Genomic DNA, 13481 nt, shown 5'->3' with positions numbered 1-13481 from the left:
AGGGGCTCCCGCCGCGTAAAATGGCCGGTTTCCGCGCCTCGCCGACCCGCCTGCATGACCCAATTCGCGAAAGAAACCCTGCCCGTCAGCCTCGAGGAGGAGATGCGGCGGAGCTATCTCGACTACGCCATGAGCGTGATCGTGGGGCGCGCGCTGCCGGACGCGCGTGACGGATTGAAACCGGTGCATCGCCGCGTTCTGTACGCGATGCACGAATTGAACAACGACTGGAACCGCCCGTACAAGAAATCGGCGCGCATCGTCGGCGACGTGATCGGCAAGTACCACCCGCACGGTGACCAGTCGGTCTACGACACGATCGTGCGGCTGGCGCAGGACTTCTCCATGCGCCACATGCTGGTGGACGGCCAGGGCAACTTCGGCAGCGTCGACGGCGACGCCGCGGCGGCCATGCGCTACACCGAGGTGCGGCTGGCCAAGATCGCGCACGAGATGATCTCCGACATCGACAAGGAGACGGTCGATTTCGGGCCCAACTACGACGGCAGCGAAAAGGAACCGCTGGTCCTGCCGGCCAAGCTGCCCAACCTGCTGGTCAACGGCGCCGGCGGCATCGCCGTGGGCATGGCCACCAACATCCCGCCGCACAACCTCAACGAGGTGGTTGACGCCTGCCTGCACCTGCTGAAGAACCCCGGGGCGACGATCGACGAACTGATGGAGATCGTGCCGGCGCCCGACTTCCCCACCGCCGGGATCATCTACGGCATCAACGGGGTCAAGGAGGGCTACCGCACCGGCCGCGGCAAGGTGGTGATGCGGGCCAAGTGCCACTTCGAGGACATCGACCGCGGCCAGCGCCAGGCGATCATCGTCGATGAGCTGCCCTACCAGGTCAACAAGAAGACGCTCCAGGAGCGCATGGCCGAGCTGGTCAACGAGAAGAAGATCGAGGGCATCAGCCACATCCAGGACGAGAGCGACAAGTCCGGCATGCGGCTGGTGATCGAGCTCAAGCGCGGCGAGGTCCCCGAGGTCGTGCTGAACAACCTCTACAAGCAGACCCAGCTGCAGGACACCTTCGGCATCAACATGGTGGCGCTGATCGATGGCCAGCCCAAGCTGTGCAACCTGAAGGACCTGGTCGACATCTTCCTGCAGCACCGCCGCGAGGTGGTCACCCGCCGGACGGTGTTCAACCTGCGCAAGGCGCGCGACCGCGGCCACGTGCTGGAAGGCCTGGCGGTAGCGCTGGCCAACATCGACGAGTTCATCCGCATCATCCGCGAGTCGCCCACGCCGCCGGTGGCCAAGGCCGAGCTGATGACACGCAGCTGGGACAGCTCGCTGGTGCGCGAGATGCTCACCCGCGCCAAGGCCGACGGCGGCACCGTCAATGCCGACGACTACCGGCCCGAGGGCCTGGAGCGCGAATACGGCATGCAGCCGGACGGCCTGTACCGGCTGTCGGACACCCAGGCCCAGGAAATTCTTCAAATGCGCCTGCAGCGCCTGACCGGCCTGGAGCAGGACAAGATCGTCGCCGAGTACAAGGAAGTGATGGCCGAGATCGACGACCTGCTCGACATCCTGGCCAAGCCGGCGCGGGTGTCGGCCATCATCGGCGAGGAGCTCAGCGCCATCAAGCAGGAGTTCGGGCAGACCAAGCTGGGCGCGCGCCGCAGCGTGGTCGAGCACAACGCCCAGGACCTGGCCACCGAGGACCTGATCACGCCCACCGACATGGTGGTCACGCTCAGCCACACCGGCTACATCAAGAGCCAGCCCTTGTCGGAGTACCGGGCCCAGCGGCGCGGCGGCCGTGGCAAGCAGGCCACCGCCACCAAGGAAGACGACTGGATCGACCAGCTCTTCATCGCCAACACGCACGACTACCTGCTGGCGTTCTCCAACCGCGGCCGGCTGTACTGGCTCAAGGTCTGGGAAGTGCCGGCCGGCTCGCGCGGCTCGCGCGGGCGGCCCATCGTCAACATGTTCCCGTTGGCCGAGGGCGAGAAGATCAACGTGGTGCTGCCGCTCACCGGCGCCTTCCGCAGCTTCCCGGCCGACCACTACGTGTTCATGGCCACCTCGATGGGCACGGTCAAGAAGACGGCGCTCAACGAGTTCAGCAACCCGCGCAAGGCCGGCATCATCGCGGTCGACCTGGACGAGGGCGACTACCTGATCGGCGCCGCGCTCACCGACGGCCAGCACGACGTGATGCTGTTCTCCGACGGCGGCAAGGCGGTGCGCTTCGACGAGAACGACGTGCGCCCGATGGGCCGCAATGCGCGCGGCGTGCGCGGCATGAACCTCGAGGAAGGCCAGAGCGTCATTGCCATGCTGGTGGCCGAGGACGAGCTGCAAAGCGTGCTGACCGCCACCGAGAACGGCTACGGCAAGCGCACCCCGATCGCCGAGTACACCCGCCACGGCCGTGGCACCAAGGGCATGATCGCGATCCAGCAAAGCGAGCGCAACGGCAAGGTCGTGGCCGCCACGCTGGTGCATGCCGACGACGAGATCATGCTGATCACCGACCGCGGCGTGCTGGTGCGCACGCGCGTCAGCGAAATCCGCGAGCTCGGCCGCGCCACCCAGGGCGTCACCCTGATCGGCCTGGACGACGGCTCCAAGCTCAGCGGGCTGCAGCGCATCGTCGAGAACGATGCCCCGGTCGCCGATGGCGAAGCGGCCGACGCGGCGCCTGGCGGCGACGAGGGCTGACCCGGCATGCCACGCGACCTGGCGCAGCTGCGCACGGAAATCGACGCGGTCGACCGCGACCTGCTGGAGCTGCTCAACCGGCGCGCCGGCCTCGCCAATGAGGTCGGCGAGCTCAAGCGCAGCGAAGGCTCGACGGTGTTCCGGCCCGAGCGCGAGGCCCAGGTCATCCAGGGCCTGCAGCAGCGCAATCCCGGGCCGCTGAAGGCGCAGAACGTCGCCACCATCTGGCGCGAGATCATGTCGGCCTGCCGCGCGCTGGAAGCGCCGCAGCGCATCGCCTACCTCGGCCCGGCCGGCACCTTCAGCGAGCAGGCCGCGGTCCAGTTCTTCGGCTCCAGCATCCAGCACGTGCCCTGCGTCAGCTTCGACGAGGTGTTCCAGGCCGCCGCCGCCGGCACCGCCGACTTCGGCGTGGTGCCGGTGGAGAACAGCACCGAAGGCGTGGTCACGCGTTCGCTCGACCTGCTGCTGACCTCGCCGCTGCACATCGTGGGCGAGGTCAGCCTGCTGGTGCGCCACCACCTGCTGCGCAAGGAGAATTCGCTGGCCGGCATCGAGGCCGTGCTGGCCCACCCGCAGGCGCTGGCCCAGTGCCAGGGCTGGCTGGGCAAGCACCTGCCCGAGGTGGAGCGGCGCGCCGTCGCCAGCAACGCCGAGGGCGCCCGGCTGGCCGCGGAACACCCGAACTGGGCGGCCATCGCCGGCGAGCGCGCCGGCAGCGAGTTCGGGCTGCACATCGCCGCCCATGCCATCCAGGACGAGGCCTTCAACCGCACCCGCTTCGCCGTGGTCTGCCTGCCGCAGACGCTGGCGGCGCCGCAGGCGTCGGGCAAGGACTGCATCAGCCTGGTGGTCTCCGTGCCCAACCGCCCCGGCGCGGTGCACGACATCCTGGTGCCGCTCAAGCAGCACGGCGTGTCGATGACACGCTTCGAGTCCCGCCCGGCCCGTTCCGGCCAATGGGAGTACTTCTTCTTCATCGACGTGCAAGGCCATCCCTCGCAGCCGCACGTCGCGGCCGCTCTGGCCGACCTGCAACGCCTGTGCGCCTTCTACAAGGTGCTGGGCACCTACCCGGCCTCCGACTGAGCGGCCGAGCGGAGTCAACTACAGCATGTTCGAGCAGTTGGGCCTGATCGGCTGCGGCCTCATGGGCGGATCGTTCGCGCTGGCGCTCAAGCGCGCCGGCCTGGTCAAGCGCGTCGTCGGCTACAGCAAGTCGCCGTCCACCACCGAGCGCGCGCGCCAGCTCGGGGTGATCGATGTCGAGGCGCCGTCGGCGCTGCTGGCCGTGTCCGGCGCCGACATCGTCCTGCTGGCGGTGCCGGTGGCGGCCACCGAGGCCACCCTCAAGGCGATCCGCCACCTAGTCAGCAAGGACATGCTGATCATGGACGTGGGCTCGACCAAGCGCGACGTGATCGACGCCGCTCGCCGCGTGCTGCGCGACCACGTCGGCGCCTTCGTGCCCTGCCACCCGATTGCCGGCAAGGAGGCCTCGGGCGTCGAGCACGCCGACCCGGATCTGTACTCAAACCGGCAGGTGATCCTGACGCCGATCGAGCGCACCCAGGTCGCGCAGCTCAACCGGGCCAAGGAACTGTGGGAAGCGCTGGGCTGCCAGGTGCTGCAGATGTCGCCCGAGGCGCACGACTCGGCCTTCGCCGCCGTCAGCCACCTGCCCCACCTGATCGCCTTCGCGCTGATGAACGGCATCGCCGCCCAGCCGCACGGGCAGGATTTCCTGGCGCTGGCCGGCCCGGGCTTTCGCGACTTCACCCGCATCGCCGCCAGCGAGCCCAAGATGTGGCGCGACATCCTGCTGGCCAACAAGCAGGAGCTGATCGAGCAGACCCAGTACTTCCAGCAGACGCTGCAGGCCATGCAGTCGCTGATCGAGGCCGGCAACGGCGAGGCGCTGGAAGAGCTGATCGCCCAGGCCAGCCAGGTGCGGTCCGGCTGGCGCATGGGCGCGCGCAAGGCCTGAGGGCCGGCGATGTTCGCCACCGCCTTTCTCGACCTTCCGCCGCTGGACGAGGCGGCCGGCACGGTCGCCCTGCCCGGCTCCAAGAGCATCTCCAACCGCGTGCTGCTGCTGGCCGCCCTGTGCCAAGGCACGACGGTGGTGCACGACCTGCTCGACTCGGACGACACCCGCGTGATGCTCGACGCGCTGCGGGCGCTGGGCTGCGACGTGGCCGAGGAAGGTGCCGCCGTGCGGATCACGGGCCTCGGCGCGCAGGCACCGGCGCCGCAGGCCCGGCTGTTCCTGGGCAACGCCGGCACGGCCATGCGGCCGTTGACGGCCGCCCTGGCCCTGCTCGGCGGCGACTACGAGCTGAGCGGCGTGCCGCGCATGCACGAGCGCCCGATCGGCGACCTGGTGGATGCCCTGCGCCCGCTGGGCTGCGCCATCGACTACCTGGGCCGCGAGGGCTATCCGCCCCTGCGGATCGGCCGGCCCGCGCTGAAGCTCGACGCGCCGATCCGGGTGCGCGGCGACGTCTCGAGCCAGTTCCTCACCGCGCTGCTGCTGGCGCTGCCGCTGGTGGCCAAGCAGGACATCGTGATCGAGGTCGCGGGCGAGCTGATCTCCCGGCCCTACGTCGAGATCACGCTGGCGCTGCTGGCGCGCTTCGGGGTGGCGGTGCGGCGCGAAGGCTGGCAGCGCTTCACCGTTCCGGCGGGCAGCCGCTACCAGTCGCCCGGCGAGCTGCACGTGGAGGCCGATGCGTCGTCGGCCAGCTACTTCGTGGCGGCCGGTGCCCTGGCTTCCGGCGCCGGCCTGCGCATCCTGGGCGTGGGCCGCGACTCGATCCAGGGCGACATCCGCTTTCTCGAGGCGGCCCAGGCCATGGGAGCCCGGGTCTCCAGCGGGCCCAACTGGATCGAGGTGGCGCGCGGCGCCTGGCCGCTCAAGGCGATCGACCTCGACTGCAACCACATCCCCGATGCGGCCATGACCCTGGCCGTCATGGCCCTGTACGCCGACGGCCCCAGCACGCTGCGCAACATCGCCAGCTGGCGGGTCAAGGAAACCGACCGGCTGGCCGCCATGGCCATCGAGCTGCGCAAGCTCGGCGCCCAGGTCGAGGAAGGGGCGGACTTCCTGCGCGTCACGCCGCCCCCGGCGTGGCAGGCCGCCCGCATCGCCACCTACGACGACCACCGCATGGCGATGAGCTTCTCGCTGGCGGCGTTCAACCCGGCCGGCGCCCACGTGCGGATCGAAGACCCGAAGTGCGTCGCCAAGACCTTCCCCGACTACTTCGAGGCGCTGTTCTCGGTGGCCCGGCTGCCGGTGCCGCGCATCCCGGTGATCTGCATCGACGGCCCCACCGCATCGGGCAAGGGCACCCTGGCTTCGGAGACCGCCCGCCGGCTCGGCTACCACTACCTGGATTCGGGCGCGCTCTACCGCATCACCGCCCTGGCCGCCGTGCGGGCCGGCCTGCCGCTGGACGAGGCGCACGAGCACCGCATTGCCGCCCTGGCCGAGCAGTTGCCGGTGAAGTTCGACGGCGCCCGGATCCTGCTGGCCGGCGAGGACGTGACCGACGCGATCCGGGCCGAGGAAGTCGGCATGAACGCGTCGCGCGTCTCCGCCCTGCCGGCCGTGCGCACCGGGCTGGTGGCGCTGCAGCAGGGGTTCCGGCGACTGCCTGGGCTGGTGGCCGACGGGCGCGACATGGGCACGGTGATCTTTCCGGACGCCCTGCTCAAGGTGTTCCTCACCGCCAGCGCCGCCAGGCGGGCCGAGCGACGCCACAAGCAATTGATTTCAAAAGGTTTCGCTCCTACAATAGACACCCTTCGCGCCGACCTGGAAGCGCGCGACGAACGCGATTCGCACCGCGCCGTCGCCCCTCTCAAGCCGGCGCAGGACGCCCTCCTGCTGGACAACTCGGAGCAATCGGTCGAAGACTCGGTGGCCCAGGTGCTGGCCTGGTGGGAAGCCAGGCAGCCGTTCGCGGCGTCCTGACCGGCCGCAAGGCCGCTTGACCGGCCCGCAACGCCCCTCTCGCGCAGCAGCGCACTGGCGATGCGGTTCATCAACCAACCGCGGCGCCGAGCCGCAAGCAACCGCCGTCGCAGTCCTAGCAACATCGGCAATGGTGCCGGTGGAAACCTGCCGACGTGCAAGGAAACCGAATGTCCGAATCCTTTGCCGCCCTATTCGAGGAATCGCTCCAGCGCGCCGAAATGCGCCAGGGCGAGGTCATCACCGCCGAGGTCGTGCGCATCGAGCACAGCTTCGTCGTCGTCAACGCCGGGCTGAAGTCCGAGGCCTACGTCCCGCTCGACGAATTCAAGAATGACAAGGGCGAAGTCGAAGTCCAGGTCGGCGACTTCGTCTCGGTGGCCATCGACGCCATCGAGAACGGCTACGGCGACACCATCCTGTCGCGCGACAAGGCCAAGCGCCTGGCGTCCTGGATGGCGCTGGAAAAGGCCTTGGAGTCCGGCGACTTCGTCACCGGCACCACCAGCGGCAAGGTCAAGGGCGGCCTGACGGTGCTGGTCAACGGCATCCGTGCCTTCCTGCCCGGCTCGCTGATCGACACCCGTCCGATCAAGGACCTGGCCCCGTACGAGAACAAGACCCTCGAGTTCAAGGTCATCAAGCTCGACCGCAAGCGCAACAACGTGGTGCTGAGCCGCCGCGCGGTGGTCGAGGCCTCGATGGGCGAGGAGCGCGCCAAGCTGATGGAGACGCTCAAGGAAGGCGCCATCGTCCACGGCGTGGTCAAGAACATCACCGAGTACGGCGCCTTCGTCGACCTCGGCGGCATCGACGGCCTGCTGCACATCACCGACATGGCCTGGCGCCGCGTGCGCCACCCCAGCGAGGTGGTGCAGGCCGGCCAGGAGATCACGGCCAAGATCCTCAAGTTCGACACCGAGAAGAACCGCGTCTCGCTGGGCCTCAAGCAGATGGGCGACGACCCCTGGATGGGCGTGTCGCGCCGCTACCCGCAGGGCACCCGCATGTTCGGCAAGGTCACCAACATCGCCGACTACGGCGCCTTCGTCGAACTCGAGCCCGGCATCGAAGGCCTGGTGCACGTGTCCGAGATGGACTGGACCAACAAGAACGTCGCGCCCTCCAAGATCGTCTCGCTGGGCGACGAGGTCGAAGTCATGGTGCTGGAGATCGACGAGGACAAGCGCCGCATCTCCCTGGGCATGAAGCAGTGCAAGGCCAACCCCTGGCAGGAGTTCGCGCAGAACACCCGCCGCGGTGACCGCGTCAAGGGCCCGATCAAGTCGATCACCGACTTCGGCGTGTTCGTCGGCCTGGCGGCCGGCATCGATGGCCTGGTGCACCTGTCCGACCTGTCCTGGAACGAGGCGGGCGAGCAGGCCGTGCGCAACTACAAGAAGGGCCAGGAAGTCGACGCCATCGTGCTGGCCGTCGATGTGGACCGCGAGCGCATCAGCCTGGGCATCAAGCAGCTCGACGCCGACCCGTTCACCACCTTCGTGTCGGTGCATGACAAGGGCTCCGTCGTGACCGGCAAGGTCAAGACGGTCGACCCCAAGGGCGCCGAGATCGACCTGGGCCACGAGATCATGGGCTACCTGCGTGCCTCCGAGATCGGCCGCGACCGCGTGGAAGACGCGCGCAACGTGCTCAAGGAAGGCGACGAGGTCAGCGCCGTGGTGGTCAACATCGACCGCAAGACGCGCAACATCCAGCTGTCGGTCAAGGCCAAGGACATGGCCGACGAGCAGGGTGCCATGGCCAGCCTGAGCCAGCAGTCGTCGCGCGAGAACGCGGGAACGACCAACCTGGGCGCGCTGCTCAAGGCCAAGCTGGATCGGTAAACCGAGGGGAAAACAAGGGTGCCTGCGGCACCCTTGTCCTTGCGCATGACCCGATCCGACCTTGTCGAGGAATTGGCCGCCCGCTTCGGCCAGCTCACCCATCGCGACGCCGAGTACGCCGTCAAGGCCATCCTCGACGCCATGGGCGAGGCACTGGTGCGTGGCCACCGCATCGAGATCCGCGGCTTCGGCAGCTTCTCGATCAACCGCAGGCCGCCGCGCCTGGGCCGCAACCCGCGCTCGGGCGAGAGCGTGCAGATCCCCGAAAAGCGCGTGCCGCACTTCAAGCCGGGCAAGGCCCTGCGCGAGGCAGTGGACGAGCGAACGCGCGAGATGCAGGGCCAGTAACCCCTAGAATTCGGCGACCCCAAGGAGCCGGATGAAGTATCTGATGTGGCTGCTCAAGGCAGCCATTTTTTTCACCCTGTTCGCCTTCGCGCTGAACAACCAGCACGTGGCCACCGTGCACTTCTTCTTCGGGACCTCCTGGAGCGGGCCGCTGGTGCTGGTGGTGCTGGCCGCCTTTGCCGCCGGGCTGGTGATCGGCGCGGCGGGCATGGTGCCGCGCTGGTGGCGCCAGCGGACGGCCGCCCGGCGCGCACCGGCCGATGCAAACCCGACATCGACCGGTGACACCCATGGAATTTGACCTGGCCTGGTTGCTGTGGGGACTGCCCATTGCCTTCGTGCTGGGCTGGGTGGCCTCGCGGTTGGACCTGCGCCAGCTGCGCATCGAGAACCGGCAAGCGCCCAAGGCCTACTTCCGCGGCCTCAACTTCCTGCTCAACGAGCAGCAGGACCAGGCCATCGACGCCTTCATCGAGGCGGTGCGCAACGACCCCGACACCTCCGAGTTGCACTTCGCGCTGGGCAACCTGTTCCGCCGCCGCGGCGAGTACGAGCGCGCCGTGCGGGTGCACGAGCACCTGCTCTCGCGCGGCGACCTGAGCCGGGCCGAGCGCCAGCGGGCCCAGCACGCCCTGGCGCTGGACTTCCTCAAGGCCGGCCTGCTCGACCGCGCCGAGGAGGCGCTGCGCAAGCTGGAGGGCTCGGCCTTCGAGGAGCAGGCCCTGCTGGCGCTGCTGGCGATCTACGAGCGCTCGCGCGACTGGGTCCAGGCGGCCGAGGTGGCGCGCCGGCTGGAGGCAGCCGGCCAGGGCAACTTCGACAGCCGGCGCGCGCACTATCTGTGCGAGCAGGCCGCACTGGCGGACGCCGGGCCCGCCGAGGCGCTGCTGCGGCAGGCGCACCAGGCAGCGCCCTCGGCGCCGCGCCCCGCCATCGAGCTGGCCGCGCTGCAGCGCAAGGCGGGCGATGCCGCGGGTGCGTTCGAAACACTCTCGCGGCTGGGCCAGTCGTCGCCCGCCAGCATCCCCCTGCTGGCACGGCCGCTGGCGCAGTACGCCGCGGCCTGCGGGATGGAGGGCAAGGCCCTGTCCCTGCTCAAGCACAGCTACGAGCTGTCACCTTCGCTGGACGTGCTGGACGCCATCGCCTCTCTGGAGGCCGACGGCCAGGCACGCGACTGGTACGTGCGCCACCTGGAGCGCGAGCCCTCGCTGGTGGCGGCGGCCAAGTGGCTGGCCGACGAAAGGCTGGAACACCAGAACTACCATGGACGGGTGCAGCGCGCGCTGGAACATGCGGCCAAGCCGCTCACCCGCTACCGCTGCGCCGCCTGCGGCTTCGAGGCCAAGCAGCACTTCTGGCAGTGCCCCGGCTGCCAGGCCTGGGACAGCTATCCGCCGCGCCGCGTAGAAGAACTCTGAACATGAAACTGGACAAGCAACGACTCGCCGCCGCCCGCGTGCTGGTGGTGGGGGACGCCATGCTCGACCGCTACTGGCATGGCGCGGTGGACCGCATCTCGCCGGAGGCGCCGGTGCCGGTGGTGAAGGTCAGCCGCGAGGAAGAGCGCATCGGCGCCGCCGCCAACGTGGCCTACAACGTCACCACCCTGGGCGCGCAGGCCAGCTTCCTGGGCGTCGTCGGCGACGACGAGCCCGGCCGCCGGCTGCAGGCCCTGCTGCAATCCACCGGCATCGAGACCCACCTCAAGCGCGATCCCGGCCTGAAGACCACGGTGAAGCTGCGCGTCATCGGCCGCCAGCAGCAGCTGCTGCGCATGGATTTCGAGAACGAGCCCGACCACGAAGCCCTGGCGCTGCAGAACGAGACCTTTGCCCAGCTCGCGCCGGCGCACCAGGCGATCCTGTTCTCCGACTACGGCAAGGGCGGGCTGGCCCACATCCCGCGCATGATCGAGCGGGCCCGCAGCCTGGGCAAGCCGGTGCTGGTCGACCCCAAGGGCAGCGACTACGCGCGCTACGCCGGGGCGACGGTGATCACGCCCAACCGGGCCGAGCTGCAGCAGGTGGTGGGCGGCTGGCGCGACGAGGCCCAGTTGCGCGAAAAGGCCCAGCGCCTGCGCGAGGAGCTGCGGCTGGACACGCTGATGGTCACCCTCGGCGAGGACGGCATGGCCCTGTTCGACGCCGCCGGCGAGCTGCACGAGCCGGCCCAGGCGCGCGAGGTGTTCGACGTCACCGGCGCCGGCGACACCGTGATCGCCACACTGGCCACGCTGGTAGCGGCCGGCCTGCCGCTGCGCAAGGCCATGCCGCTGGCCAACAAGGCCGGCGGCATCGTGGTCGGCAAGTTCGGCACCGCGACGGTGTCGTACCAAGAACTATTCGGCGGATGAAGCAAGGACAGCCAGCATGAGAGTCGTGGTCACCGGCGCCGCCGGGTTCATCGGCAGCAACATCGTCAAGGGCCTGAACGCCCGCGGCATCGACAACGTCATCGCGGTCGACGACCTGACCCAGGGCGACAAGTTCCGCAACCTGGCCGACCTGCAGATCGAGGACTACCTCGATGTCGACGAGTTCTACGAGGCCTTCGCCGACGGCGCGTTCGGCAAGGTCGAGGCCGTGTTCCACGAGGGCGCCTGCAGCGACACCATGGAGCAGGACGGCAAGTACATGATGGACAACAACTACGGCCTGTCCTGCTCGCTGTTCGATTCCTGCCGCCAGCGCGGCACCCGGCTGCTGTATGCGTCGTCGGCCGCGGTCTATGGCGGCTCCGACACCTTCCGCGAAACGCCCGAGTTCGAGCGGCCGCTGAACGTGTACGGCTACTCCAAGCTGCTGTTCGACCAGCGCATGCGGCGCGAATGCGGTGCCGACTTCCGCCGCAGCAAGCGCCAGGTGGCGGGCTTCCGCTACTTCAACGTCTACGGCCCGCGCGAGCAGCACAAGGGCCGCATGGCCAGCGTCGCCTTCCACCAGTTCAACCAGTTCCGCGAACAGGGCAAGGTGCGCCTGTTCGGCGAGTACGGGGGCTATGCGGCCGGCGAGCAGCGGCGCGACTTCGTCTTCATCGACGACGTGGTGGCCGTCAAGCTGTGGTTCTTCGACCACCCGGAGAAATCCGGCATCTTCAACCTGGGCACCGGCCGGGCCCAGCCGTTCAACGACGTGGCCGCTGCCGTCGTTTCTTCACTCTCGGGCTCCGCCCATACCGCGGCTTCGGCCGCGCAGCAGGCCCTGCTGGAGTACATCCCCTTTCCCGATGCGCTGCGCGGCAAGTACCAGAGCTACACGCAGGCTGACCTGACGGCCCTGCGCGAGGCCGGCTGCGAACATGCCTTCGCCGATGTGCAGTCGGGCGTGGCGCAGTACATGGCGGCGCTGGCCCAGCCGGCGGCCTGAGTCAACGGCGCGACGCCGCGCCCGTTGAGGGGTTTCCAACTTCCCCAAGGAGACACCCCATGCTGATCAAGAAGATCCTGGCCGCCCTCGTGCTGCTGTCGGCGACGCTCGCCATGGCGGCGGTCGACGTCAACAAGGCCACCGAAGCCGAGCTCGACAGCGTCAAGGGCATCGGCCCCGGCACCAGCAAGCTCATCATCCAGGAGCGCAAGAAGGGCGACTTCAAGAGCTGGGACGACTTCATCTCCCGGGTCAAGGGCGTGGGCGAGGCACGCGCCACCCACCTGTCCGAAGCCGGCCTGACCGTCGGCGGCAAGGGCTACACGCCGGCGAGCAGCGCGGCCAAGGCGAATGGCAAGGCCGGCAAGGACGCCAAGGCTGAAGCCAAGGCGGACAAGCAGCAGGCGAAGGGCGAAGCCAAGGCCGACAAGAAGGACGACAAGGCCGCGGCTGCCAGGCCGGCTGCCAGCGCCGCCAAGAAGTAGCAGCGCCTGCAGGCTGCGGCTGCACGCTGAGGCCCACATGCCCTCGAGACCCGCTTCGGCGGGTCTTTCTCCTTCCAACGTCACCCTGCTACGCCTCAGACGCGGGCGATCAGGTCGGTGACGCCCGGGTCCACGCCCGCCTGCGCCAGCAGCGTGGTCACCTGCCCCCGGTGATGGGCCTGGTGGTTGAAGAAGTGGGTCAATGCCTGCCAGGTCGGGTGCTCGCGCGGCACGCCCCTGGTGTTGGCGTAGCGCATGGTGGCGAGCGGAAAGCCGGCCGCCATCTCGGCGGTCCAGCCCTCGACCGCCGCATCGAGCGCGCGGCGCGCCTGGCGCAGCTCGATCCAGTCCTCGTACAGCAAGGTTTCATGCACGGCGCCCTCAGGCAGCGCCAGTACCGCCTCGGTCAGGCTGGCGAAGACCACGCCTTGCGTCGCGAAGCGGCGCAGCCACATGCGGTCGCCCCACACCAGGTGATTCAGGGTGCCGTGGATGGAGCCGAAGAAGGCGCCCCGGTCGCGCCGGCGCTCGTCGGCCGGCAGGCGTTCGCAGGCGTCGTACAGCCGCTCGTTGAACCAGCGGTTGTAGCCGGCCAGGAAGCGGTAGTTCGCCAGGAAGGCTGCAGCGGCGTCGGTGTCCATGGCGCCGCATTGTGTCAAGCCTGCCGCATGCGGGTATCAACGGGCGGCAAGCCTGCACGGCTGAGGGAGAATCCGGCGTCCGGCACACACGGTCGTGGGCTGGCGCCAAGGAGCCACCC

12 protein-coding genes are annotated in these 13481 nt (G+C 69.0%); 11 read left to right on the top strand and 1 reads right to left on the bottom strand.

Features of this window, described 5'->3' with window-relative positions:
• Positions 1 to 54: 54 nt before the first annotated feature.
• From gyrA to PE066_RS16330, 11 genes are all read left to right on the top strand, one after another.
• On the top strand, positions 55 to 2691 hold the full coding sequence (gene gyrA / locus PE066_RS16380; protein ID WP_271233596.1) for a DNA gyrase subunit A: 2637 nt from the start codon (positions 55 to 57) through the stop codon (positions 2689 to 2691).
• Between the two features lie 6 nt (positions 2692 to 2697).
• Positions 2698 to 3780, top strand: a complete 1083-nt coding sequence (pheA, locus tag PE066_RS16375) for a prephenate dehydratase (RefSeq protein WP_271233595.1) — start codon at positions 2698 to 2700, stop codon at positions 3778 to 3780.
• Between the two features lie 25 nt (positions 3781 to 3805).
• Positions 3806 to 4678 (top strand): prephenate dehydrogenase, encoded by an 873-nt coding sequence (locus tag PE066_RS16370; RefSeq protein ID WP_271233594.1) that lies wholly within the window; start codon positions 3806 to 3808, stop codon positions 4676 to 4678.
• Positions 4679 to 4687: 9 nt separating this feature from the next.
• On the top strand, positions 4688 to 6673 hold the full coding sequence (locus tag PE066_RS16365; RefSeq protein ID WP_271233593.1) for a bifunctional 3-phosphoshikimate 1-carboxyvinyltransferase/cytidylate kinase: 1986 nt from the start codon (positions 4688 to 4690) through the stop codon (positions 6671 to 6673).
• Positions 6674 to 6843: 170 nt separating this feature from the next.
• Entirely contained in the window at positions 6844 to 8520 is a 1677-nt protein-coding gene (gene rpsA, locus PE066_RS16360) for a 30S ribosomal protein S1 (protein ID WP_271233592.1), read from the top strand.
• 45 nt (positions 8521 to 8565) lie between these two features.
• A complete protein-coding gene (locus tag PE066_RS16355; protein WP_271233591.1) occupies positions 8566 to 8868 on the top strand; it encodes an integration host factor subunit beta in 303 nt (100 codons plus the stop codon).
• Between the two features lie 31 nt (positions 8869 to 8899).
• Positions 8900 to 9169 carry a LapA family protein gene (locus PE066_RS16350; RefSeq protein WP_271233590.1) on the top strand — a complete coding sequence of 90 codons (270 nt, stop codon included), beginning with the start codon at positions 8900 to 8902 and terminating at the stop codon, positions 9167 to 9169.
• Complete coding sequence (gene lapB, locus PE066_RS16345; RefSeq protein WP_271233589.1) at positions 9159 to 10289, top strand: lipopolysaccharide assembly protein LapB; 1131 nt, start codon at positions 9159 to 9161, stop codon at positions 10287 to 10289. Before PE066_RS16350 ends, lapB begins: the two co-directional genes overlap by 11 nt.
• A gap of 2 nt (positions 10290 to 10291) precedes the next feature.
• Positions 10292 to 11224, top strand: a complete 933-nt coding sequence (gene rfaE1 / locus PE066_RS16340; protein ID WP_271233588.1) for a D-glycero-beta-D-manno-heptose-7-phosphate kinase — start codon at positions 10292 to 10294, stop codon at positions 11222 to 11224.
• A gap of 16 nt (positions 11225 to 11240) precedes the next feature.
• Positions 11241 to 12236 carry an ADP-glyceromanno-heptose 6-epimerase gene (gene rfaD, locus PE066_RS16335; RefSeq protein ID WP_271233587.1) on the top strand — a complete coding sequence of 332 codons (996 nt, stop codon included), beginning with the start codon at positions 11241 to 11243 and terminating at the stop codon, positions 12234 to 12236.
• Positions 12237 to 12295: 59 nt separating this feature from the next.
• Entirely contained in the window at positions 12296 to 12721 is a 426-nt protein-coding gene (locus PE066_RS16330) for a ComEA family DNA-binding protein (protein ID WP_336298430.1), read from the top strand.
• Positions 12722 to 12816: 95 nt separating this feature from the next.
• Here PE066_RS16330 and PE066_RS16325 read toward each other — a convergent pair whose 3' ends face one another.
• Positions 12817 to 13362, bottom strand: coding sequence for a DinB family protein (locus PE066_RS16325; protein WP_271233586.1), 546 nt, complete (start codon positions 13360 to 13362; stop codon positions 12817 to 12819).
• Positions 13363 to 13481: the final 119 nt, after the last annotated feature.

This window comes from Ramlibacter tataouinensis, from assembly GCF_027941915.1.
Lineage (GTDB): Bacteria > Pseudomonadota > Gammaproteobacteria > Burkholderiales > Burkholderiaceae_C > Ramlibacter > Ramlibacter tataouinensis_C.
This window is presented reverse-complemented; position numbering and strand designations above follow the sequence as displayed.

Bases quoted from the DNA above. Each gene is read 5' to 3' on its own strand.
- gyrA (WP_271233596.1), top strand. From the start codon at position 55: ATGACCCAATTCGCGAAAGAAACCCTGCCCGTCAGCCTCGAGGAGGAG.
- pheA (WP_271233595.1), top strand. From the start codon at position 2,698: ATGCCACGCGACCTGGCGCAGCTGCGCACGGAAATCGACGCGGTCGAC.
- PE066_RS16370 (WP_271233594.1), top strand. From the start codon at position 3,806: ATGTTCGAGCAGTTGGGCCTGATCGGCTGCGGCCTCATGGGCGGATCG.
- PE066_RS16365 (WP_271233593.1), top strand. From the start codon at position 4,688: ATGTTCGCCACCGCCTTTCTCGACCTTCCGCCGCTGGACGAGGCGGCC.
- rpsA (WP_271233592.1), top strand. From the start codon at position 6,844: ATGTCCGAATCCTTTGCCGCCCTATTCGAGGAATCGCTCCAGCGCGCC.
- PE066_RS16355 (WP_271233591.1), top strand. From the start codon at position 8,566: ATGACCCGATCCGACCTTGTCGAGGAATTGGCCGCCCGCTTCGGCCAG.
- PE066_RS16350 (WP_271233590.1), top strand. From the start codon at position 8,900: ATGAAGTATCTGATGTGGCTGCTCAAGGCAGCCATTTTTTTCACCCTG.
- lapB (WP_271233589.1), top strand. From the start codon at position 9,159: ATGGAATTTGACCTGGCCTGGTTGCTGTGGGGACTGCCCATTGCCTTC.
- rfaE1 (WP_271233588.1), top strand. From the start codon at position 10,292: ATGAAACTGGACAAGCAACGACTCGCCGCCGCCCGCGTGCTGGTGGTG.
- rfaD (WP_271233587.1), top strand. From the start codon at position 11,241: ATGAGAGTCGTGGTCACCGGCGCCGCCGGGTTCATCGGCAGCAACATC.
- PE066_RS16330 (WP_336298430.1), top strand. From the start codon at position 12,296: ATGCTGATCAAGAAGATCCTGGCCGCCCTCGTGCTGCTGTCGGCGACG.
- PE066_RS16325 (WP_271233586.1), bottom strand. From the start codon at position 13,362: ATGGACACCGACGCCGCTGCAGCCTTCCTGGCGAACTACCGCTTCCTG.